The following is a 22,671-nucleotide window of genomic DNA, read 5'->3' as shown; positions in this document are numbered from 1 at the left end:
GGCCCTGTCGAGAAAGCCGAGCGCGGCTGAGGTGTCGAAAGCTACCATCGTGTCCTATGGCTTCCATCCAAGAGAACACTGGAACGAAACCGGCCCGTTGAGTGGAATTTCAGGTCCCGATCTGCTGAGAACCTCGCGCACATGATCCCATGGTCCGATTGCACGTCCGACGCGCAGCGACTCGACATGCATACACCGACAGCAAGGCGAAGCTCTCGGCGACCAGCCTGTTGAACATGGCCAGGGCCGCGGCGCGTTGCTGCGGGAAGAGGTTTCCCATGCCCCACGCGCTCACCCGGCAGTAGCTTCATGACACCGGCAAAGGTTTAGCCGGCGGCGATGGTCGCTCCGCCGTTCGGCATCGGGCCCGGAAGATCAGCGCGCCACGGAGGGCGGGCTGGCGAGCGGATCATCGCTCGAGTGTCCGTCATGGAGATCGTCCAGCAACGAAGCGGCCAGGGCTTCCTCGGCGATGGCGATGCGGTGTTCGCCCATGGCGAGTGTCAGCGCCCCATCCCATGATGCTTCGACCGCCTTGCCCGCGAGTTGGTGAGTCAGGCTCGACCCGTCCCGCACGGCGGCAAGATAGTCGACGGCGCCAAAGCGCCATGGCTTTGCGCCATGTTCGCGCATGACGTGGTTGGCGATGCGCAATCCCGGCCAGTCGAAATCGCCGTGATAGCGAAGCCGCGCGCCCGCCTGCGAGAGCTGAGCGAGGAGGCATCGTTGCGCGGCCGCCGGCATGCCGTCGGTACAGACCAGCGGAGCGCAGGCAGCGCCCCATCGGTCGGCGGCGATGGCAAGCAGGTTGGGATTTTCGCACAGGTAGACGTTGCGGCCCGCTACATCCCATCGAGGCGGCAAGCGCAGCAGTAATCGCAGCGACGCATAGGCCGGTTCTCCCGCAGGCCAGCGACCGCTTTCGCTGGTCGGCAGGTTCAGGAACAGGGCAGGGCGCGCCAGCTCGTTGACCAGAACACCTGCCCTGGCCCAGGTATCGCGTGCCCGTTCCACGCTGCCGGCCGGCTCCGGAGCGATGCCCTCCGTTGACTGGCGCCCCGTGTCGCCATCCTCGTCATGAACCGGCGCGGCGGCCTGGCGCCAGACGGCCAGCACGAGCGCCGCGGTCGCGCGGCCATTGTCGAGCGCGTGAGCATCGCCCAGCGCGTTCGCGGAAAGCTGCGAGCGCGTGATGCCTTTTGCCGGCAGATGTCGCAGCACCTCTTCGGCGCGTCGGCAAAGCTCCGCCGCAGCGATCGCATCTTGCCGTGCGAGCCGCCTGAGCAAGCCGATGCCTTCCGGTGTCAGCAGCAGGCGGGCCAGGCCGGGATGGCTGCAACCGTCGACGACGCCGGACCACAATGTCTGCGTCCGAAGACGCATCCCGGCGCGATGCGGGATGGGGCCGTCGAGCTTTTCCAGCGCGTCGCGCAGGGACGTGGCGATGCCGGAGCGCCGCAGGTCGGCATCGACGCGGCGGACGTCGATCTGCAGGGACTTCGAGCGGCGCTGCGGACGGCCGAGCAGCGAGGCCAGCGTCGCATGTTCCTCCGCGCTGAGCCCGGCCACGCGAATACGGTCGACGGCGCCGTCCAGCGGAGCGCGCTCGAAGCGCTGGCGCAGCCGTTTGCGCAGCGCGGCGAGATGCTCGCCGCCGAGCAGGCGTTCAAGGCGCGGGTCGACCTGACTGCTCATGCCGGCGCAAATCGACGATCGGGATCGGCCTCCAGCTTTCTCTCGCGTCCGTCCCAGGTCCATCGCGACACAAACACCGCGTCGATGCCTTCGCGCCGCTGCAACTGGCAGATGGCGACGCCGGGCAGTTCGGCATAACAAGCCCACTCGCGCTCGCTGGTGATGACGAAGTCCAGATCGAACTCGCGGATGAGCCCCATGCAATGCGCACGCGCCGTGTCGTCGATGCCGGCAAAGGCTTCATCGAGCAGCATCAACCGCGGGGCCAGGGCGTGGCTGCCCTGGCTGTAGAAGCTGGCGATGGCGGCAAACAGCGGCACCGTCAAACCGAGCGCCCGCTCGCCGCTCGATGCGGGGCCGGAAAGCTTGCGCCAGTGTCCCTCCTGCCAGCGTTCGACACGAAAGCGGTGCCAATGGCGATAATCCAGGGCGCGGGCGAGCTGATCGAGCAAGGTGCCGCCGCTGTCTTTTCCGCCGCCTGAATCGGCACGCTCCCGCTCGGCGGAGATGCGCTGCTGCAGCATCGCACCGACGACGCTCCGGTCGTCGGCCGACCAAAGGTCCGCGCTTGTGTTGAGCAGGCGCTTGCGTGCCACATCGAGGCCCACAGGCGCGCCTTCCTCTTCGGACAGCGGCTGCCAGACGAGCCGATAGCGTACGCCGGTGGAGGTCGGGCGCTTGTGCAATTCGCCATTGATGGCGTCGACCTGGCGTTCGGCGGCTTGCAACAGGCGCTGGATTTCCGCCGCGATTTCGGCTTGCAGGTGGTTCTCCAGGACAGCCCGCTCGTTCGCGGTGAGCAGTTCGCCGCGCTGCGCGATCTCTTCGGCGAGGCGCGCGGCGAGGCGGTCCGGCCGCTCGCGCCGGTTCTGATAAACGATATCCACCCTGAGCCCCCAGTCGCTGGGGTCGGCCTGGGCCTGGTGGCCCAGCGCGCCGAGCGCGCGCTGCAGATCGGTCAGCTCTTCGGCTATCTGCCGCTGCACGCGGGCCCATGCCTCGTCGTCGTCCCTGAGGCCGGACAACTCCTGTTCCGCACGGCGGGCCAGCGTCAGCGCCGGATCGATCGTCCACTGAATAGCCATGTCCGGCAGTTCGACATGCGGCAGCGCAGCCGACAGGAGGCCGGTGCCCGCAAACTGCTGCAGTCTCGAGATCGCCTGCTGACGCGCCTCGCCGCGCTGCTGAAGGACGACATTCGCCGTCTCGGCCTGCTGGCCGGCGATCGCACGCGCTTCACCTGCCTTGCGCCAGTCTTCGCCGGCGACCTTCAGCGCAGTTTCGCCTTCTTCGACCGAACGGCGCGCATCCGTCAGCTGCCGCTGCAGTTCCTCGACCTTGGCACCGACCGTTTCCCGCAGCACGTCCAGGCGGGCAGAGGCTTCTTCCGCCTCGGCGCGGGCCGCAGCGCGTTCTTCTTCCCGCTGCCGCATGTCGCTGCGCGCCTCGCCCTCGCGGGCGAGTTGCCGTTGCCAATCGGGCAGCGCCAGACGGACCTCATGGGCCACCTGTTCGAGCCGGGCCTGCGTATCGCGATAATGATCCAGTGCCGTTTCGACGGCAGGCAGTGCTCCGGGCGCTTGGGGCAGTCGCAGGTCCATGGCGTCTGCCGCGAGTTGTTCGCGTACCGCCTTGAGCGCCTGTTCGGCCTCCCGGCATCGCGTATCCGCTTCGGCGAGCCTTTCGCTGGCGAGGCGCGCGGCCTGGGCGCAGGCAGCGGCGGCGATATGAGCGCTTCGCAACGCTTCGTCGGCAGGCGCCAGGCGCCACTCCCCGTCGGCCTGTTCGAGATCGAGAGCGAGTTGCTCTTCCTGGACCCGTACGGCCGTCAATTCGTCGGAGAGCTGCGTGAGGCGTTCGGCGATCTCGGCCAGCCGCCGCTTGCGCGCCGCGGCGCGGGCCGCGTGGCCGATGTAGATCGCTGCCGGCCGGCCCCAGGCGCCGGACAGCGCGCCGAGGCGAAAGCGGCCGTCGGGGGCGATCCAGGCCTCACCGTCGAGGGGATCGTCATGCCCGCAGGCAATTCCCCGCAAAATGCGCTCGACGACATCGGCCGGCACGGCGCAGTCGACCGGCACCGTTACTTCGAGCCAGTCGGCGAGCGACGGAGAACATTCCCGTCGTTGCAGCACCTGCGTATCGTAAGGCAGAACGCCGCCATCGCCAGCCTGGAGGCTTCCGTCGGGCGAGATCCACGCATCGAGCAGCCCGGCTGCTTCGAGCGCGGCCTCGAGGCCGGCGCGCTGCGGAGCAGCAACCGCATCGCGAAAATCAGCCACCTGCCAGAGAGGCGCGCCACGGCGCGCCTCTCTGGCGTCGGCGGCACGGGTATAGGGCAGCGGCGGGGCCATGTCGTCGCCCGCTTCCAGACGTGCGCGTTCGTCCTCGAGCGATCGGCATTCCGTCTCGAGGGCCTGCCTTTGGCCGTCGAGCGCGACGCGACGCTGTGTCAGGACGAGTCCGGCCGCTTGATATGCCGACTGCAGGAGCCGGCGGGCAGGGTTGTCGCCTTGCAGCGTCGCCGTCCATTCCGCCACGGCCGTCAATGCCGCGGACTGGCTGTCGGGATCGACCTCCAATTGCTTCAGGGCGGCAAGATGGCGGCCCCAGCTCTCCACCAGCTCCCTGCCTTGCTGTTCGACCTCGGCGTCGGCGCGGGTCCGACCATCGGCGGCCTCTTCGGCCGCGATCCGCCGTTCGTCCAGGATTTCGCGGCGCCGCAGATGGACGGCCGCGGTCTGCGCGACTTCATCGTGGCGGCGGCGCAACAGAGCGATCTCCTCACGCCGGGCCGCGACGAGGCGGCGAAGCCCGGCGCCGGCCCCGTCGAAAGCGTGCTGGGTCAACTCCACGAGCGCCGAAGGCTCCGCCGCGGCAAGGTGATTTCCGGCATGCTGGCCGGCGATGCCTGCCGCATCCGCGTAGGTCAGGCTGTCGTGGCGCAACTCGGTCAATGCGCGTTCCGCCTGCTCCTTGCGCCGGGCGGCGCGTGCGGCTTCCTGGGTGCTGAGCCCGAGCCGTCGCCCCGCCTCCTCGACCGCCGCCACGGTTTTCTGCATCGCCTGCCGCCGTGCCGTCGTCTCCTTCTCGGCGTTTTCGAGCCGGTTGGCATCCTGCATCGCCGGATCGGAGCGCAAGGTATCGAGGCGCACGCGCGCGCGTGCCAGCGCGATTTCGGCATCGCCGTGGGTCGTCTGCGCGAGCGTTTCCCGTGCCTGGGCTTCGTCGAACCGGACCTGGGCTTCGCCTCTTGCCCGGCTGGCATAGTCGAAATCCGTCTGGGCCTGGCGCAACAGGCGTGCCTGCCGGCGGGTCTGCGTGCTGGCATAGGCGCGATAGCGCTCCTCGAAGCGGCCGACCGCCTTGGCCAGCGCCTGATACTCGTCGAGCTGACGGCGGTCTTCCTCCAACTGGCCCAGCGCTTCGGCGACGTCGCCGAGCAGTTCGGGCGCCAGCGGCGGCAGGGCCTCGGTCAGGGCATTCGAGAGCGCCGTCTCGTCCGGTTTCCTGGAAAGCTGCGGTTGGCGGAGCTGGATCAGCGTGTCCATCAACGCGTCGTAGCGCTTGCCTCCCAGGTGGAACAGACGCTCGTCGACGGCGCGGCGGTAGCTCGCCGCGGAATCGAACACCTGACCGCGGCCTTCGAGCGCGTCGCGCAGGCGCTCCCTGGTCAGTACGACCCGTTGCGGGCTCGTCAGCCACAGATCCTGGTTGATGCGCGGCGCGCCGTCGTCGTCTTCCAGCAGGAAGAACCAGCTGTCGACCTGCTGGCGGGCAGCCGTCGCCGAAAGGCCGGCGCCGAGCGAGAGGAACCGTGGCGTGCCGTCTTCCGTGACGCGGCCGAACTCGATCCAGGCATATCCGATGCGCCGGTCGTAGCTGTTCATCAGCAGGTTCCAGGCCATCTTCTTGCTGCCGTCCCCATCGGGCTCGATGCGCGAAGACTTGAGTTGCGCGTCGAACAGGAGCGGCAGTGTCAACGACAGCACCTTGGACTTGCCGGTGCCGTTGTTGCCGCGCAGCAGCAGATGGCCGTCGCGGAACCAGAATTCCTCGCTGTCGTAGTGGAAAAGCTCGACCAGACCCAGGCGCAAAGGTTGCCAGCGCTGCCGTGTCGGCATCGGCAAAGCAGGCTTCCCCGGTTGCGGAGCGAACAGGTTCATCACTGATCGAACCGAAGGCCGCCGACCGCGGCCGGCACAGTGCGCGTTTCGCGGATTTCGGCGTCGCCCAGCGCAAAACGCGCGAGCGCCGGCAGCGGATGCACGGCGCCGGCCTTCCGCTCGGCGAGTCGCAGCTTTTCCAGTCGCTCTATCGCGATGCGGGCGAGCTCGCCCTCAGCGCCCGGCTCGCGGGCCGACTTGCGCCAGTAGCGTCCGTACCGGGCCTTGGCCTCGTGCAGGAAGTCGGCAATGTCATGCTCGTGAATGCTTCGGGCGGGGGCTGGCGCCGCACCATCCCCGTCTGCCTGGTGCTGCCTCTGCCGGGAGGCCAGATACTCGGCGACCAGCAGCGTCACATGGGCATCGGTACCCTCGGCCGGCATGGCCACGTCGGTCAGCAGACCGGCTTCGTCGACGAGTGCCAGCCCTTCCGCGCGTTGCTCGGCCACCAGGCCGGCGGCCTCGCACAGCCGACTGGCCATCGGCCCGCGCTGGTTGAGGAAATAGGCCCGTGCTTCCGGGTCCAGCGTCTCGACATAGACCACCGGATCATCCAGCAGCCGGCGCGCGAGCTGGTGGCGCAGCGCCGTGCGCCTGCCTTCCTCGCTGTCGGCCACATGTTCGCCGACCAGGGCGCGCAGCCGCTCGTCGAGCGTTGCGGGCGCCTCTTCCGGCGTCCAGGTGGAGGGGCCACGCACGGCCGCCAGCATGCCCGCGAGCAGACGGCGCTGCACGTCGTACAGCGCATCCGCCTGATCGCTCCCGGCATGAACGAATGTTTCTTCGTCGCCGGCCACGCGGTGCAGAACCCCAAGACCCAGCAATGTGCGGCATACCGATACGAGGTCGCGCCGCTCGTGTTGCGCCTCGAGGGTGAAGGTGAAGTCGAGCGACGGGTCGGCGGCGAGCTCCAGCAGCCTTTCTCCCAACAGGCGCAGGGTGATCTGCGGGTCGGCGCGTTCGAGCACCGCGCAGGCGAGGCAAAGCAGAACGTAACGGCGGCGGTTGTAGCCGGGGAGGCCGCGTGTGACGTCGGTCAGGTCACCCGGCCGCTTGTAGAGCCGCGCACCTTCGCGCTCGACCTGCAGCAGCCAGCCCGTCTCGCGCGAAAACCATTCGCGCAGGGCTTCGGCCTGCCGACGTATGGCGACGAAATCCTCATGCGCAGGGCCCATTAGCGGCGTCATCACAAGGGCACGCACGCCGGAGCGAAACTCCTCACGCTGGAACCGCTGTTGAAGGACGCCGATGCCGCGGCTGTCGTTGGAGCCGTTCGTCGTCGCCCTCATGGACCGTCCTGCAAGGGTGTGATGGTAATCAGATGGTCGCGCCCGGCAAAGACGCCATTGGGCGTATCGATCGTAGCGCGGCTGTCCGGGCCGAGCGGCTTCAGGTGGATGTGCAGCAAGCCATCGCCCGTTTGCCGTTCCACCGGCTTCTCCGGGCCGGCCTGTTCGCCCAGCGCCTCTCCGAGCAGGCCCAGGAACAGGCCGAAGGCATGCGTGTCGAGTTCCCCCAGCTCCGAAAGCCGCGCGGGTTGGCTGGTGGCGAGGCGCTTGCGCGCCGCCTCGACTTGCTGCGATTCCTCTGCGAGCTGGAGCGCCAGGAACGCGCGTTCTTCTGCGCGGTCGCGCACGCGCGGCAGCGGTCCGCGCGGAGCCGCTTCGCCATATTCGCGCAAGCGCGGATGTATGACGAGCGGCGCGGCATCGGCCCAGGAGGTGGTGGCCGACAGCCCGGCGTCCGCGTCGCCGCCGAGAGAGAAATGCCGCGCCGGATTGAGGGCGAAGGCGGCTCGCGCAAGCCGGTGCGCTTCGCTATCGTCGGCGCAGGCGGCGAACCAGCCGGCGAGCACGCGGAAGTCTGCCGAGCGATCACTGCGGCCACCGCGCCGCTCATTGAGCGCGGCGATCGCGGCCAGGAGCTGCGGAATGGCCGAGCGTGCTCGCGCCCTCAGCAATTCGGCCTGTGGCGGCTCGTGGCCGGTGCTGAGGAACCAGCCGCGCAGCCCTTTCCAGCGTTCCCGCCAGGCTCGCAGGTAACCTTCCCGCGAATCGGCACGGTCCTGCGCGCTGCCCGGAGCAGCGTCGCGCGATTCGCGCTCGGCCACCTGCCCGAGCAGCGCATCGACGTCCGGCTCCAAGGCGAGGATGAGGCGCGCGATGGTGTCGGAACGGCGCACGAGATCGCCCATGAAGCGTTCCAGATAGTCGATCAGCCGCTTCTTGTAGTTTGCCACGGCCCCTGCCTCGGCCTGCTGCAACTCGATGCTGCGTGCGACACCGGCCATGAATGCCTGCGCGTTTTCGGCCAGGCCCTCGAACACACGCACGAGATCCCGCAGCGTCTCGTGGATCTTGGCGACGTCGGGTTCAGCGGCGCCGGCCAATGCCCTCAGAGCCTGCAGCCGGCTCGCGATGTCTTCAAGCGCCACCGTTTGCAGTTCGGCGCGCCGCTGCAGGGTCTGCACGAACACCGCCAACGCCGATTCCACGGCCTCGCCGCCCTGCGAGAGTCGGTAAAGAAAGCGTGCGCGGTAGAAGTCGCTGAGGCTGGAAACCCGTGCGGTGTCGGGATGGGATTCGAGATTGCCCCATTCCGCAAGTTGGGCGAGCGCCGCATTGACTTCCTCGATGCGCGGCGTTCCGCCCGGCCATCGGGCCTCGGCAAGTACTTCGTCCGGTCTCAACTGCAGCCGATATTGCCGCTTGGCCGCGGCGAAGACGTCCATGATACAGCGGTAGAATGTGGCCTTTTCCGCGCTCACGTGGCGAAACAGCTCGGCCGAGTTATTCGCAACCTGCATGAGCAGCCACTTCCTCGCAAACCCAACGGATGTTTTTGCTTTGTTCTTGCGCCACGTCAAGGCTGCGCGTCGATCGTTCAACAGATATCCGTGAGCGCCGCGTCCCGCGCAGGCGGCACCGGCGCCGGCCGCATCGGCCCCGCGTCACGCCGGAGACGGACACATTGCGTGGCCTCGGAACGCTCCATTTCAGCTTGTGCCTGATGTTTCTGGCGAGAAACAACGGGCTCTGGGTTCTATCGCCGAAGCTCGTTGCGCCACGCCGCCGCGCATCGTTCCCACTGCTCGAGCCCGGCCGGGTCGAATGTTACCATCGGTCCTGCATCGTGCCCGGTTGCCGAAGCCAGCAAGGCAGCGCCGATGGTGGTTCCGGTCGTCGTCATTGCCGATGCCAGCACCGGCCGGCCGGTCGCGGCGGCGAGCATGCCGACGAAAAGGCGGTTCGCGGCAAGCGGCCCCTCGACGATCGTCGGGCCAGCGGCGCCGATGAGATCCAGGCAGGTTGCCGTCATCAGCGCGAGATAGAATGAGGCCGCGACGGCGCGTTCGGCAGGTGTGGGCGGCTCCACGGGGAGCCACTTCGATTGCCGGTCGGGGAAAGGTCCCGACCCTTGCAGGACGGCGGGGAGCAGCATTGTTCCCTGAGCCAGGACGCGTTCGACATCGGCGTCGGTCCAATGCGCGCTATGGCCGGTCATCAAGACTTCGAACTCACGGCCGCCCATGAAGCGGGCGGAGGGCACCGGATCGCCTGATGCATCGACGTTGATGAGCGTGTCTCTCGCCGCATCGAGCGTTACCTTGTTTCCGCCCATCGCCATCGACACCACCCATGTGCCCGATGAAACGACCGCAAAGGGCTGGCTGCGCGACAGGAGATGCGGCAGGAGCGAGGCGTTGGAATCGTGAATGCCGCAAAAGATTGATGTGCCGGCGGCCACCCCTGTTTTCCTTGCGATATCAGGGAGGAGGGGGCCCAGCCGGTCACGCGCCGGGCGGATCGGGGGCATCAGGGCCCGCCACCCATGGCCGTCGACGAGCGAAGAATAGTCGCGGGCTGCCGGGTTCCAGAGATCGGTATGACAGCCGAGCGAGGTGACTTCGCCGGCAAGCACGCCCGACAGGCGCCAGGTCCAGTATTGAGGGTAGGTCACGATCGAGGCGACGTGAGCGAGCTCATCCGGGAACGTCTTCGACAGCCAGAATATCTGGGCTCCGAGATTGAGCCCGCCCGGCAGGCGAGGCGAGCCCGTTTCCTCGAAAGGTGGCCGTACCGCCGCATAGGCGGCAGCGGCCGCGTCAGGGCCGCTATGCTCGTAGTCGAGAACCGGAAGGGCAAGATCGCCCCGCGCGTCGAGCAAGGCGGCGGTTGCTCCATGGGTCGTTACCGAGATTGCGTCCACCTGATATCCGCGGTTGAGCACCGAAAGGCTCTCCAGGATGAAATCCCAAAGCGCATCGGTGTCGAAGTGAGGATACGGAGCGCCGGGAAGCACGGTATTGGGGCGCGTGCGCACCGCCATCTCCCGTGTCAACTCGAGGTCGACCAGGGCGACTTTCGCATTGGTCTTGCCGATGTCGATGACGGCGACGTAGCGGGTCATTTCCGATGGGACCTGGCTTGGAGGAACTCGGGGGCGTTATCCGGCTTTGCCCGCATGGCCGCAGGAGCCCGCCGGCGTTTCGTTGTCGGATGATGGGGCAGGGCGTCCGTCGTGTGATCCATGACGCTACCTGACGGGGCGTATGCGGATCTTGTCGACGATGCGCGGGATAGCGATGACGGCGATGAGCAGCGCGCCGATATAAACGCTGACGACCTGGCCGGGAATATTGTTGAGCGACATGCCGAAGGTGACCAGGCCGAGCACCAGAACGGCGAGCACGACGCCGAGAATGGAGCCGACGCCGCCCGCGATGGAAACGCCGCCAAGGATGACCATGGTGACGATATCGAGCTCCCAACCGACGCCGATGTTGGAGCGCATGGAGCCGAGACGCGCGGTGAGGAGCGTCGCGGCGAGGCCGGAAAGAGCGCCCGACGTCGCGAACAGCAGGAAGCGCAGACGGTCGACCGGGATGCCGGAAAACCGCGCGGCGACCGGGTTCGAGCCGATGGCGAAGAGCTGGCGGCCGACCGCGGTCTTGTGCAGGAACAGGCCGAACAGCACGGCCAGCACGAGAAAGATCAGGAACGACAACGGAACGGGCGGCACGAACAGCCAGGGGATTCCTGTCTCCTTCATCTTGATGAAATAGCTCTGCCCGAGGTCGAGGAATTCCTGCGGATATCTGGTCTTGGCCTGATCGCCGAGGATGACCTGGGTCAGGCCGCGAAAAAGCGACATGGTGCCGATGGTGACGACGATCGACGGCAGACTGAACCAGGTGACCACGAAGCCGTTGAAGATGCCGCACAAGAGCCCGACGCCGATGCCGATGCCGAACAAGGCAAACGGGCCGAAGCCGGCTTCCGCGGCATAGCCTATGGCCATGGCGGCGAGCGCCACGATCGCGGCGACCGAAAGGTCGATCTGGCGCACCAGGATGAGCAGCGCCATGGCCAGTGCGATGATCGCCTTCTCCGAGAAATTGAAGGTCGCATCGGCAAGATTGAAGACGTCGAGAAAGTAGGGGGACACGATCGTGTTCACGACGACCGTCGCCACAAGCAGGATGACGAGGATGACCTCCCAGCGCAACAGCACGTCGCGCAGGCCGCGCGGCGGTGCATCGAGGACGGCATAGCGATCTTGGGGTGGCATCGGCGCGTTCATGATCACACTCGCTTCAGGCGCCGCGCCTCTGGCAGGATCAGCTTGTCCGGCCTGCGTTCCGCCCGCGCGTTGATGACGACCGCGGCCAGGATCACCGCGCCCGAGATCGCCATCTGCCAGAAGGGCGAAATCTGCAGCACAGGTAGCGCGGTCATGACGATGCCGAGGAAAAGCGCGCCGAGCAACGTGCCGGCGACCGAGCCGACCCCTCCGCCGATCGAGACGCCGCCGATGACACAGGCCGCGATGACCGTGAGTTCGTAGCCGCTGGCGATTTCGGAATAGGCGACGCCGTAGCGCGCGACCCAGAGATAGCCGCAGAGGCCGGCGACCGCGCCGGAGATCGCGTAGGAGAGGAGTTCCTGGCGCCGCAGGTCGATGCCGCAATAGCGCGCGGCGACGGGGTTGCCGCCGACTGCATAGAGGCCGCGGCCGGCGCGTGTGTGGTTCAGGAACACCCAGAACAGGAACGACACGACGATGGCGATCCAGACGGGGCTGGCAAGGCCGAGGAAGACCTGCTTCGGAAAGGCCTGGAAGGCAGCGCCCATTTCCGAGGCGTTCACCTGGTCTCCGCCGGCGATGATGATGATCATGCCGCGGAACACCGCCAGGGTGCCGAGCGTCATCACGATCGGCGGAATGGAGAGAAAGGCGATCAGCAGGCCGTTGAAGAGGCCAAGCACCAGCCCCGACAGGACGCCGGTAAGGATCATGACGACCAGCGGTATATCAGGATAATACTGGCTGACGAGTGCCGCCAGCATGCCCGACAGAGCGAGGTTCGCTGCCACGGAAAGGTCGATGCCGCGCGTCAGGATGACCGTCATCTGGGCAAGCGCCATCATGAACAGCACCGATGTCTCGGTGAGCATATCGCCGATGTTGTCCCAGCGCAGGAACACCGGCTGATAGCTGCCGATCGCGGCGACCCCGACCACCAGGACAAGTGCGAGGATCAGTTCGCGATAGTCGAACAGGCGCTTCACGCGGCCTCCTTCGCAGCGCCCGTCGCGGCGCCGACGATCGCCTCGGCGCTCCACTGGCCGCGCCGGAATTCGTCGACGATCCGCCCTTCCTTCATGACGAGCACGCGGTCGGCGAGGCCCATGACCTCCGGCAGCTCTGACGTGATGAGGATCACCGCGAGGCCATCGCCTGCCAGTTCGCCGATGAAGTCGTGGACCGCCGCCTTCGAGCCGATATCGATGCCTTTCGTGGGCTCATCGAGCACGATCACCTTCGGCTGCGTCGCCAGCCATTTGGCGATCACCACTTTCTGCTGGTTTCCGCCGGAGAGCTCGCCGAGCTTCTGTTCCCAATTCGCCGCCTTGACGGAGAGGCGTCTGCCGAGGCGGCGCGTTTCGGCCTGCTCGGACGGGCGGGACAGGAACAGTCCGCGGACATGCTTGGCCAGATTGGCGAGCGTGAGGTTTTCGCGGATGCTGAGTGAAAGGATCGCACCCTGTTCCTGCCGATCCTCCGGAACATAGGAGATGCCGGCAGCGATGGCGTCAGACGGGGTGCGAATGGAAAGCTGCCGGCCGGCCAGCCTGATCGTGCCCCGGGTTCTCGGCGTTATGCCGAACAGGCCCTGCATGGCTTCCGTGCGGCCGGCGCCGACCAGTCCGTAAAGGCCGAGGATCTCACCCTTCCTCAGGTCGAAGGAGACGTCGGCATATTCGGTCGCATTGGAGAGGCCGGCGACCGACAGGACGACATCGCCAATGGCCACGTCGCGTTTCGGGAAAACCTGGTCGACCGGACGCCCCACCATCATGCGGACGAGCTGCGGCTCCGTGACGGAGGCGATGTCTCCTTCGCCGACCTTCTCGCCGTCGCGCAGGCAGACGAAATCGTCGGCGATGCGGAAGATCTCGTCAAACTTGTGCGAAATGAAGACGATCGCGCGGCCCTCGGCCTTCAACTGCGCGACGATACGGAAGAGGTCGTCGATTTCGTTGGCCGAGAGGGCAGCCGTCGGCTCGTCCATGATCACGACGCGGGCTTCGTGGGAGAGGGCGCGGGCAATCTCTACAAGGTGCTTTTGCGCGACGGACAGCCGCTTGAGCTTGAAATCGGTGGGTATCGCGGCGTCGATGCGCCTCAGGAGATCCGCGGACCTGGCATGCATCTCGCTCCAGTCGATCAGGGGCGCCCGGCCTTTCGGCATATGGCCCATGAAGATGTTCTCGGCGACCGACAACTCGTCGAACATCACCGTTTCCTGGTGGATCGCGGCGATGCCCGCTGCCCAGGCATCGCGCGGCGAGGAAAAGGCTTTCACCTCGCCGCCGACCCGGATCTCGCCCTCGCTCGGGCGGTAGATGCCGGTGAGGATCTTGACGATCGTCGATTTGCCGGCGCCGTTTTCGCCCAGGATCGCGGTGACGCGGCCGGGCTGTAGCGAAAGACTGACATCGTGCAACGCCCGCACGCCGGGGAAGCTCTTGGAGACGCCGGAAAGGGTGAGGATGGCTTCAGACACGGGGTCGGTGCGAAATCCAGGCATTTCGGTGCGGTCATGACCGGAACCTCCGGTCATGACCCTGGCTCGTGTTTGCGGATGCGTCGATCAGAAGATCTTCGCGAATTCCTCGACATTGGTCTTGTTGAACTCGAAGGGTTCGCCCATCACGGCCTCGCCGTCGGCGCCCACGGTGGTCTCGCCCTTCTTGCCCATCGAGAGCTTGGCGCCCTCGGTCGCTTCCTTGCCGTTGAGCAGATCGGCCATGATCATGGTCGAGGAGTAGCCGTATTCCACCGGGTTCCAGATCGCGAAGGAATCGCAGGCGCCCTTCAAGACATAGTCCTTCATTTCCGAAGGCAGGCCGAGACCGGTGATGAACACCTTGCCGACGAGGCCCCCGTCGACGATCGCCTTGGCGCCGGAGCGGATGCCGATCGTCGTCGGAGAAATGACGCCCTTCAGGTTCGGATGGGCCTTCACCAGCCCCTGCATCTCGCGGTAGCTCTTGTCGTCCTGGTCGTCGCCATAGACGGTCGCGACCAGCGGCATGTCCTTGTATTCCGGTTTCTTCCACTCCTCCTTCATGGCCTCGATCCAGGAGTTCTGGTTGGTCATGGTGGAGGCGGCCGACAGGATCGCGACTTCGCCCTTGCCGCCGAGAGTCTTCGCGATCATCTGCACCTGCTTGGCGCCGATCAGCGGCGTCGAGGAAGCAGAAAGGTGCACGATGCGGCCGGCCGGCGCGATCGCCGAATCGAAGCTCATCACCTTGATGCCGCGCTCCATCGCCTTCTTGCCGACCGGCACCAGGGCGTCGGCATCGTTGGCGGAGACGATGATGCCGTCGACCTTTTGCGCGATCTGCGCGTCGATCACCGCGATCTGCTCTTCCGCGGTCGGCTTGGCGGAGGCGGTGTAGATGATCTCGATGCCGCCGAGTTCACTGGCGGCCTCCTTGGCGCCGTTGGCGCAGGCATCGAAATAGCTGTTGCCGAGATTCTTGACGATCAAGGCGATGCGCTTGTTCGCCTGCGCCCGCGACGGGCCTGTCAATATGGCGGGCGCAGCAGCGACGAAGGCTGCTCCCCCTGCAATTTTCAAGATAGTGCGACGCGTCGTTTTCATGGCAATTCACCTCCCTGCCATTGTCAGTTCTTCCCGAGCCGGCGCCTGCCTGTCCCTTGGCGTTGATCCGTCAGGGACGTCGATCAGGCGTCAACCAAGGCTCCTCCAAAACTGTCCGGCATGCTCCTCAGCCATGCCGGGCCTGCTGATCCTGCGTGGCCGCTGACGTCGCGACAACCAGTTTCACGCCCGCCTCCTCGAGCATCTTCGCATCACGGTCCTCGAGGCGAGGGTCCGTGACCACCGTCGCGATACGCGACAGCCCGCACAGAATGAGGCTGGAACGTTGCCGAAACTTGGATGAATCGATCAGCACGACCAACTCGTCGGCCTGGTCGATGAGCTTCTGTTCCGCCTGGATCAGCAGCGGATCGCCTTCCATGAGGCCCTGCGGACCGAGACCCTGCGCACCCATGAACATTCGTTTGGCGTAGAAATTGCGCGTCACGTCGTTTTCGAACGGCGAGAGGATGACGTTCTGCTCGCGATAGATGACGCCGCCCGACACCATGACGGTGTTCTTCGAGTGCCTCAGCAGATGATCAGCGATCGGAAAGGAGTTGGTGAAGATCGTCATGCGCCGGTTGGCGAGGAAATGCACCATCTGAAACGTCGTCGTGCCGCCATTGATGATGATGGACTCGCCGTCCCTGCACAGTTCGACGGCTTCCTTGGCGATGGCGCGCTTCTCGGCCTGGTGAAGCGTTTCGTTGACGCTGTAAGGGCGACCGGCAATGCCCATGAACTGGGGCGGGGTGAGGGCCTCCGCGCCGCCGCGCACGCGGCGCAGCCGCTTCTGAAGATGGAGCGCGGCGATATCGCGCCGGATCGTGGCCTCGGAGGAATCCGTGAGTGCAACCAGTTCCGCGACCGTCACCACAGGTTTTTCCTGGACGGCCGACAGAATGATGCGGTGGCGCTCTTTTTCGTGCATTGCTCCTCCAACCAGGCAATCTAGGCAGCGGTTCCGTACATTGTCAATCAAGTCCGATCACAAATTTCAATTGTGCGGTGCAAGATGATCGATAGTGATCGTTGCTGATTGACATTTGAAAGATCGGCGTGCGAATTTGGCTCCAACAAGGGTGCGGCCATCGGTCGGGAGGAATGCCTGTCATGCCTGAACAGCGAACCGCCTCGCGACTCGTCAACCTCTGGGATGACGAGAAAGCCGCTTCGATGACGGAAGCCGAGCGGCTGCTCTACCGTTCCAACCTGCTCGGTTCGGACAAGCGGATCACCAATTACGGCGGCGGCAACACGTCGGCGAAAGCGGTGGAGCGTGACCCGCTGACCGGTGAGGCGGTCGAGGTTCTGTGGGTCAAGGGTTCGGGCGGCGATGTCGGCACGATCAAGCTTGACGGTTTCGCCACGCTCTACATGAACAAGCTCGAGGCCTTGAAGAAGCTCTATCGCGGCGTCGAGCATGAAGACGAGATGGTCGGCTATCTGCCGCATTGCACCTTCAATCTCAATCCGCGCGCGGCCTCGATCGACACGCCGCTGCATGCCTATGTGCCGAAGAAGCATGTCGACCACATGCATCCCGATGCCGTCATCGCCATTGCGGCCTCCGCGAACAGCAAGGAATTGACGCAGACGATCTATGGTGGGGAGATCGGCTGGTTGCCATGGAAACGCCCGGGCTTCGAGCTCGGGCTCTGGCTGGAGAAGTTCGCTCGTGAAAATCCCGACGCCGTCGGCGTCGTACTAGCGAGCCATGGGCTGTTCACCTGGGCGGACAGCGCCAAAGATTGCTACGAAACGACGATCCGTATCATCAACCGCGCGATCGAGTGGTTCGAGGCCGAGACCCGCGGCAAGCCGATTTTTGGCGGCGCAGCGGTGAGGTCGCTGGCGGCGGACGAGCGCCGCGCCGTCGGGGCGAAACTGATGCCGGCGATCCGCGGCATGATATCCGCGTCGGGACACAAGGTCGGGCATTTCGATGACCAGGAGGCCGTGCTCGAATTCGTCGGATCGAAGGATCTGCGCAAGCTTGCGGCTTTGGGCACCAGTTGTCCCGACCACTTCCTGCGCACCAAGATCAGCCCGCTGGTCATCGAATTCGATCCGGAAGAACCTGACCTCGACAAGACGCTGGCGGCACTGCCTCAGGCGGTCGAAGCCTATCGCCAGGGTCACGCGGCCTACTACCAGCGGTGTAAAATGGCGAACTCGCCTGACATGCGCGACCCGAACGCCGTCGTCTATCTCGTGCCCGGCGTCGGCATGATCACCTTCGCCAGGGACAAGGCGACGGCGCGCATATCAGGGGAGTTCTATGTCAACGCCATCAACGTGATGCGCGGGGCCTCCACGGTATCGGCCTATATGGGCTTGCCCGAAAGGGAAGCATTCGGCATCGAATACTGGCAGCTCGAGGAAGCGAAACTTCAGCGCCTGCCGAAACCGAAACCGCTCGCCGGACAGGTCGCGCTGGTAACGGGCGGCGCCGGCGGTATCGGCAGGGCAAGTGCTGCGCGCCTGCTTGCGGACGGTGCCTGCGTGGTGCTCGCCGACATCGACGAAGCGGCACTGAACGCAGTGGTGGCTGAGCTTGGCGAGAAGGCAGGCAAGGATTTTGTCCGCGCAGCAAGGGTCGATGTGACCGACGAGGCTGCCGTCATCGCCGGCTTCGCGGAGACGGCGGTGGAATTCGGCGGCGTCGACATCCTGGTCTCCAATGCCGGCCTCGCCTCGTCCGCGCCGGTCGAGGAGACGACGCTCGCGCTCTGGAACAAGAACATGGACATCCTGTCGACGGGCTATTTCCTGGTCAGCCGCGAAGCGTTCAAGCTGTTTCGCGCGCAGGGTATTGGCGGCAAGGTTGTATTCGTCGCCTCGAAGAACGGGCTCGCCGCCTCGCCGAATGCTGCTGCCTATTGCACGGCGAAAGCCGCCGAAATCCATCTTGCCCGCTGCCTCGCGCTGGAGGGCGCGGAAGCGCAGATCCGGGTGAATGTCGTCAATCCCGACGCGGTCCTGCGGGGATCGAAGATCTGGAGCGGCGAATGGAAGGAACAGCGGGCGGCAGCCTATAAGCTGTCGACCGACGAACTGGAAGAGCACTATCGTTCGCGATCCATGCTCAAGCGATCGGTGTTTCCGGAGGACATCGCCGAGGCCGTGTATTTCTTCGCATCGGAGTTGTCGGCCAAGTCGACCGGCAACATCATCAATGTCGATGCCGGCAACGCGCAGAGCTTTCCGCGATAGTGTCGGCCCTCCGTCGTTGCGTAGGGAGTAACGCAGCCGGACAGGAGGCTTCGGTGATCGATGGCGCGGTGATCGATTGGGAGGATATCAATGCCGGAGCAACTTATCTCCGCTGACGTCGTGGCGACAGAAAACGCGTCCCGTGAAGCAGGTCTGAAACGGGACTATGAAGCGCTTGGCGAGCAACTTTCCCGTCGCGGCATCCAGATCGACAACATCAAGAAGAAGGTCGCCGAATTCGCCGTCGCGATACCGTCCTGGGGAGTGGGGACCGGCGGGACGCGTTTTGCGCGTTTCCCCGGCGGTGGAGAACCGCGCGATATCTTCGACAAGATCGAGGACTGCGCGGTCATCGCGCAGCTGACGCAGGCGACACCGAGAGTGTCACTGCACATCCCCTGGGACAAGGCCGATCCGGGGCGACTGAAACAGGCCGCGTCGCGCTTCGGCCTTGCCTTCGACGCGATGAACTCGAACACCTTCTCCGACGCAAGGGACCAGAGGCTTTCCTACAAATTCGGTTCGCTGAGCCATGCCGACGCCGCCGTGCGCAGGCAGGCGATCGAGCATAACATCGAATGCATCGAGATCGGCAAGGGCATCGGTTCCAGGGCGCTGACGGTGTGGATCGGCGACGGTTCGAATTTTCCGGGCCAGGTGAATTTCGCCAAGGCGTTTCGCCGCTATCTCGACGCCATGCAGGAAATCTACGCCGTCCTTCCGGACGACTGGCGGCTCTTCACCGAACACAAGATGTACGAGCCGGCCTTCTATTCGACCGTCGTGCAGGACTGGGGAACGAATTATCTGATTGCCCAGGAGCTGGGGCCGAAGGCCTATTGTCTGGTCGACCTCGGCCACCACGCGCCCAATGTGAACATCGAAATGATCGTGTCGCGGCTGATCCAGGTCGGCAAGCTCGGCGGCTTCCATTTCAACGACTCGAAATATGGCGACGACGACCTCGACGCAGGGTCGATCGATCCGTACCGGCTCTTCCTCGTCTTCAACGAACTGGTCGATGCCGAATTGTCGGGAGCAAAGGGTTTCGATCCCGCCCATATGCTTGATCAAAGCCATAACGTCACCGATCCGATCGAAAGCCTGATGCTGTCGGCGATAGAGGTGCAGCGGGCCTATGCGCAGGCGCTTCTGGTCGACAGGCCGGCATTGGAAGGCTATCAGGAAGAGAACGATGCGCTGATGGCCGCACAGACGCTGAAGGCGGCCTTTCGCACCGACGTGGAGCCGATCCTCGCCATGGTACGCCGGGAAAGGGGCGGCGCCGTCGATCCCGTCGCCGCCTATCGCGCCGCCGGCTATCGCGCCAAGGTGACCGCAGAACGGCCAACCGTTGCGGCGGGAGGCGGCGGGATCGTCTGATTGATGCATTGGGCCGCGCGAACCGGTCCGAAGCATCTTGGTAGACCGCGCCGATGAGGGCCGACGGTCGCGGCGCCTATCATCTGGCGCTGAAGCTTCCTGACCTCTTCAAAGGGTGGATGCCAATTGATCGAGGTGAACTCGACTGTAGTGCCGGTCTTTTTGCTGTTGCCTGGAAAATGGGGGCGTCGGCCAAGTCAGGCCGCCAGTTTCGGCTAGGGATACCTATCCGGCAAATGTACTCTTCTGAAGATTTCCCACCTTTGCAAGAGATTGGAAGCTGGACAATTTGACTTGCGCGTGTAAGATATCGTGCGGGCTTCAAGCGAAAAGTCGAAAGACAAGTATTTTGGTACCCTGCGCACTGTAACGGGGGGCGCAGCTATACGTCGTTCATTCGAGCGCAGGCGGATGGCAACCCTCGGCTGGCGGAGGATGTCATGCCTGTTCATCCGACTTATCCCGGTGTCTACATCGAAGAAATCCCGAGCGGCGTAAGACCCGTCGCGGCGGTGGCGACGTCGATCGCCGCTTTTGTCGGCTCGTTTCGGAAGGGCCTGCTCGACGAAGCCGTGCAACTGCTGAGCATCGCCGATTTCGAGCGCGAATATGGCGGGCTCGACCGCAACAGCGAGACCTCCTACGCGATCCAGCAGTTCTTTCTCAATGGCGGCACCGAGGCATGGGTGGTCAGGGTGGCCGACACGGTCACCGGGGCCGGCGCTGCCCCGCCGACGAACGCCAGATCGGCCACGGTCACGCTCACGCAGGATCCCGGCGGCGGAACGGCGATACTGAACGTCACGGCCGGTCGCCGCATCCGGGGCGAGAGCGCCGAAAATCCCGGCGCCTGGGGCAACTTCCTGCGCGTCGATGTCGACTACGGCACTGCGGACCCGCTTGCGCAGTTCAACCTGACAATCAGCGAGGTGCGGATCGACGGTGACCGCACTGTGGTCCTGCAGACCGAGACGTTTCGCAATCTCACCTTGGAACCGGACACGGTCAACAACGCCATCGAGGTCGTGAACCAGGGATCGCGGCTGGTGCAGATCGAGCTTGGCTCGGCCCTGCCGGCTCCCTTCGTGGCGGACTTCAGGCCGGCCGTCGGCGGTACGCTCGGCGACCTGCTGCCGATTCCCGCGACGATCCCCGCCGACGGCAGTGCCTTCGGCGTCGATATAGGCAGCGGCGCAATCGCCGGCACCATCGACTATGGCGGGGCTGCCGCACCCACGACCTATGCCGCGCTTCTGCCCTTCGTGCAGGATGCCGTACGCCGTGCCGCCAGCGACGCGACGGTGCCCAACAATCTGAAGCCGCTCCTGAGCGGGGCGACCGTCACGCTCGTCGGCAACAGCACGGCAAACAATGCCTCACGCTTCCACGTCCAGCTGGGGCGCGCGGCACGGCCCTTCGACCCGACGCTGCAGATCGCTCTTACCGGGGCCGGAGCCGACACCATCAATCTCTCCAACGCCAACGGTGCCCTGGAGAACGCGCAGCAATTCGCCTTGGCCGACGGCCATGACGGCACGCCGGCAGCGGCCGGCACGACGTTCCGGCCGATCCCCCTTGCCTTCTTCCAGGGCTCGGCGGCGGCCCGCACCGGCATCTTCGCGCTGGAAGACGTCGATCTCTTCAACATCCTGTCCATACCCGAAGCCACGTTTCTGGCCCCGGACCAGAGCCAGACGCTCTATGCCGCGGCGGAAGCCTATGTCGAGAGCCGTCGCGCCATGCTGATCGTAGACATCCCGGATGCTGTCCGGCGGCTGGATCAGATGCATACCTGGCTGACCGAGAACGAGAGCCTGCGCCATCCCAACGCCGCCGTCTATTTCCCCCGCACCAACGTACTCGATCCGCTGAACGGCAACCGGCCACGCTCGATCGGCGCGAGCGGTACCGTCGGTGGCCTCTGGGCACGCACGGACTCCCAGCGCGGCGTCTGGAAGGCGCCGGCAGGGACCGATGCGAGGCTGCGCAATGTGGAGAGCCTGGGCTATCTCCTGACCGATCTGGAGAACGGGACGCTCAACCCGCTCGGCGTAAACTGCCTGCGCAATTTCCCCGTCTACAGCAACATCTGCTGGGGCGCCCGCACGCTGGAAGGGGCGGATGTCATCGCCTCGGACTGGAAATACGTGCCCGTCCGGCGCACGACGCTGTTCATTGAGGAAAGCCTCTACCGCGGCACCAAATGGGTGGTGTTCGAACCCAACGACGAGCCGCTCTGGGCGCAGATCCGGCTGAATGTCGGTGCCTTCATGCACGATCTCTTCCGCAAGGGCGCCTTCCAGGGCACGACGCCGCGCGAGGCCTATTTCGTGAAATGCGACGGCGAGACCACGACGCAGACCGACATAGACCTCGGCATCGTCAATATCGAGGTCGGGTTTGCGCCGCTGAAGCCCGCCGAGTTCGTCATCATCAAGATCCAGCAGATCGCCCGGCAGACGGTAGAGTAAGGAGGAAAGGTCATGGCGTCCTTCACAACCAATCCCCGCCGTTTCGACCCTTACAAGAACTTCAAGTTCCGGGTGAAGTGGGACGGCCGCTACGTTGCGGGCATCAGCAAGGTCGGAGCACTGAAGCGCACCACCGAAGTCGTCGAGCACCGCGAAGGCGGCGACCCTTCGACCGGCCGCAAGTCTCCGGGACGGACCAAATACGAAGCGATCATGCTCGAGCGCGGCGTCACCCACGATCTCGAATTCGAGCAATGGGCCAACAAGGTGTGGAATTTCGGGGCCGGCCTGGGCTCCGAAGTATCGCTTGCCGACTTCCGCAAGGACGTCATCATCGACGTCTTCAACGAGGCAGGACAGAAGGTGCTGTCGTACCAGGTGTTTCGATGCTGGGTTTCGGAATACCAGGCTCTGCCGGACCTAGACGCAAACGCCAATGCCGTGGCGATCCAGACCATCAAGCTCGAGAATGAAGGCTGGCAGCGCGACGTCTCGGTGACCGAGCCTTCGGAGCCGAGCTTCGTCGTTCCGGCATGACGATCGCCGCATGATCGGGATGAAG

The 22,671-nt window shown here is 65.2% G+C and carries 14 protein-coding genes; 4 read left to right on the top strand and 10 right to left on the bottom strand.

Annotation, left to right across the window (positions count from 1 at the left end; translation table 11 throughout):
• Positions 1-375 precede the first annotated feature (375 nt).
• The 10 genes from JN302_RS30345 to JN302_RS30300 form a co-directional block, all read right to left on the bottom strand.
• Positions 376-1,695 (bottom strand): TIGR02679 family protein, encoded by a 1,320-nt coding sequence (locus JN302_RS30345; RefSeq protein WP_202330164.1) that lies wholly within the window; start codon positions 1,693-1,695, stop codon positions 376-378.
• Positions 1,692-5,816 carry a TIGR02680 family protein gene (locus tag JN302_RS30340; RefSeq protein WP_244846025.1) on the bottom strand — a complete coding sequence of 1,375 codons (4,125 nt, stop codon included), beginning with the start codon at positions 5,814-5,816 and terminating at the stop codon, positions 1,692-1,694. The genes JN302_RS30345 and JN302_RS30340 overlap by 4 nt, the downstream gene beginning before the upstream one ends.
• Positions 5,817-5,857: 41 nt before the next feature.
• A complete protein-coding gene (locus tag JN302_RS30335; RefSeq protein WP_202330162.1) occupies positions 5,858-7,147 on the bottom strand; it encodes a TIGR02678 family protein in 1,290 nt (429 codons plus the stop codon).
• Positions 7,144-8,664 carry a TIGR02677 family protein gene (locus tag JN302_RS30330; protein WP_244846022.1) on the bottom strand — a complete coding sequence of 507 codons (1,521 nt, stop codon included), beginning with the start codon at positions 8,662-8,664 and terminating at the stop codon, positions 7,144-7,146. The genes JN302_RS30335 and JN302_RS30330 overlap by 4 nt, the downstream gene beginning before the upstream one ends.
• A gap of 236 nt (positions 8,665-8,900) precedes the next feature.
• Positions 8,901-10,268 (bottom strand): FGGY-family carbohydrate kinase, encoded by a 1,368-nt coding sequence (locus JN302_RS30325; protein ID WP_202330161.1) that lies wholly within the window; start codon positions 10,266-10,268, stop codon positions 8,901-8,903.
• A gap of 126 nt (positions 10,269-10,394) precedes the next feature.
• Entirely contained in the window at positions 10,395-11,429 is a 1,035-nt protein-coding gene (locus JN302_RS30320) for an ABC transporter permease (protein ID WP_202334498.1), read from the bottom strand.
• A 14-nt stretch (positions 11,430-11,443) separates the two neighbouring features.
• Positions 11,444-12,430 carry an ABC transporter permease gene (locus JN302_RS30315; RefSeq protein ID WP_202330160.1) on the bottom strand — a complete coding sequence of 329 codons (987 nt, stop codon included), beginning with the start codon at positions 12,428-12,430 and terminating at the stop codon, positions 11,444-11,446.
• A complete protein-coding gene (locus JN302_RS30310; RefSeq protein ID WP_446720686.1) occupies positions 12,427-13,986 on the bottom strand; it encodes a sugar ABC transporter ATP-binding protein in 1,560 nt (519 codons plus the stop codon). The genes JN302_RS30315 and JN302_RS30310 overlap by 4 nt, the downstream gene beginning before the upstream one ends.
• Before the next feature lie 30 nt (positions 13,987-14,016).
• Positions 14,017-15,036: a rhamnose ABC transporter substrate-binding protein gene (gene rhaS, locus JN302_RS30305; protein ID WP_202330159.1), complete on the bottom strand. Its 1,020-nt coding sequence runs from the start codon at positions 15,034-15,036 to the stop codon at positions 14,017-14,019.
• A 127-nt stretch (positions 15,037-15,163) separates the two neighbouring features.
• Complete coding sequence (locus JN302_RS30300; RefSeq protein ID WP_202330158.1) at positions 15,164-15,970, bottom strand: DeoR/GlpR family DNA-binding transcription regulator; 807 nt, start codon at positions 15,968-15,970, stop codon at positions 15,164-15,166.
• Positions 15,971-16,152: 182 nt separating this feature from the next.
• Between JN302_RS30300 and JN302_RS30295 the strand changes: the two genes are divergently transcribed.
• The 4 genes from JN302_RS30295 (at position 16,153) to JN302_RS30280 (ending at position 22,646) form a co-directional block, all read left to right on the top strand.
• Positions 16,153-18,255: a bifunctional rhamnulose-1-phosphate aldolase/short-chain dehydrogenase gene (locus tag JN302_RS30295; protein ID WP_202330157.1), complete on the top strand. Its 2,103-nt coding sequence runs from the start codon at positions 16,153-16,155 to the stop codon at positions 18,253-18,255.
• A gap of 90 nt (positions 18,256-18,345) precedes the next feature.
• A complete protein-coding gene (rhaI, locus tag JN302_RS30290; protein WP_202330156.1) occupies positions 18,346-19,638 on the top strand; it encodes an L-rhamnose catabolism isomerase in 1,293 nt (430 codons plus the stop codon).
• A 440-nt stretch (positions 19,639-20,078) separates the two neighbouring features.
• The gene (locus JN302_RS30285) at positions 20,079-22,109 is read left to right on the top strand and encodes a phage tail sheath C-terminal domain-containing protein (protein ID WP_202330155.1); all 2,031 of its coding nucleotides are present in this window, start codon (positions 20,079-20,081) and stop codon (positions 22,107-22,109) included.
• A 12-nt stretch (positions 22,110-22,121) separates the two neighbouring features.
• Positions 22,122-22,646: a phage tail protein gene (locus JN302_RS30280; protein WP_202330154.1), complete on the top strand. Its 525-nt coding sequence runs from the start codon at positions 22,122-22,124 to the stop codon at positions 22,644-22,646.
• The last annotated feature ends 25 nt before the right edge of the window (positions 22,647-22,671 follow it).

This window comes from Mesorhizobium sp. L-8-3 (assembly GCF_016756615.1).
GTDB lineage: Bacteria > Pseudomonadota > Alphaproteobacteria > Rhizobiales > Rhizobiaceae.
Note: the sequence above shows the minus strand (reverse complement) of the source record. Positions and strands in the feature narration are given on the sequence as shown.

Bases quoted from the DNA above. Each gene is read 5' to 3' on its own strand.
- JN302_RS30345 (WP_202330164.1), bottom strand. From the start codon at position 1,695: ATGAGCAGTCAGGTCGACCCGCGCCTTGAACGCCTGCTCGGCGGCGAG.
- JN302_RS30340 (WP_244846025.1), bottom strand. From the start codon at position 5,816: ATGCCGACACGGCAGCGCTGGCAACCTTTGCGCCTGGGTCTGGTCGAG.
- JN302_RS30335 (WP_202330162.1), bottom strand. From the start codon at position 7,147: ATGAGGGCGACGACGAACGGCTCCAACGACAGCCGCGGCATCGGCGTC.
- JN302_RS30330 (WP_244846022.1), bottom strand. From the start codon at position 8,664: ATGCAGGTTGCGAATAACTCGGCCGAGCTGTTTCGCCACGTGAGCGCG.
- JN302_RS30325 (WP_202330161.1), bottom strand. From the start codon at position 10,268: ATGACCCGCTACGTCGCCGTCATCGACATCGGCAAGACCAATGCGAAA.
- JN302_RS30320 (WP_202334498.1), bottom strand. From the start codon at position 11,429: ATGCCACCCCAAGATCGCTATGCCGTCCTCGATGCACCGCCGCGCGGC.
- JN302_RS30310 (WP_446720686.1), bottom strand. From the start codon at position 13,986: ATGACCGGAGGTTCCGGTCATGACCGCACCGAAATGCCTGGATTTCGC.
- rhaS (WP_202330159.1), bottom strand. From the start codon at position 15,036: ATGAAAACGACGCGTCGCACTATCTTGAAAATTGCAGGGGGAGCAGCC.
- JN302_RS30300 (WP_202330158.1), bottom strand. From the start codon at position 15,970: ATGCACGAAAAAGAGCGCCACCGCATCATTCTGTCGGCCGTCCAGGAA.
- JN302_RS30295 (WP_202330157.1), top strand. From the start codon at position 16,153: ATGCCTGAACAGCGAACCGCCTCGCGACTCGTCAACCTCTGGGATGAC.
- rhaI (WP_202330156.1), top strand. From the start codon at position 18,346: ATGCCGGAGCAACTTATCTCCGCTGACGTCGTGGCGACAGAAAACGCG.
- JN302_RS30285 (WP_202330155.1), top strand. From the start codon at position 20,079: ATGCCTGTTCATCCGACTTATCCCGGTGTCTACATCGAAGAAATCCCG.
- JN302_RS30280 (WP_202330154.1), top strand. From the start codon at position 22,122: ATGGCGTCCTTCACAACCAATCCCCGCCGTTTCGACCCTTACAAGAAC.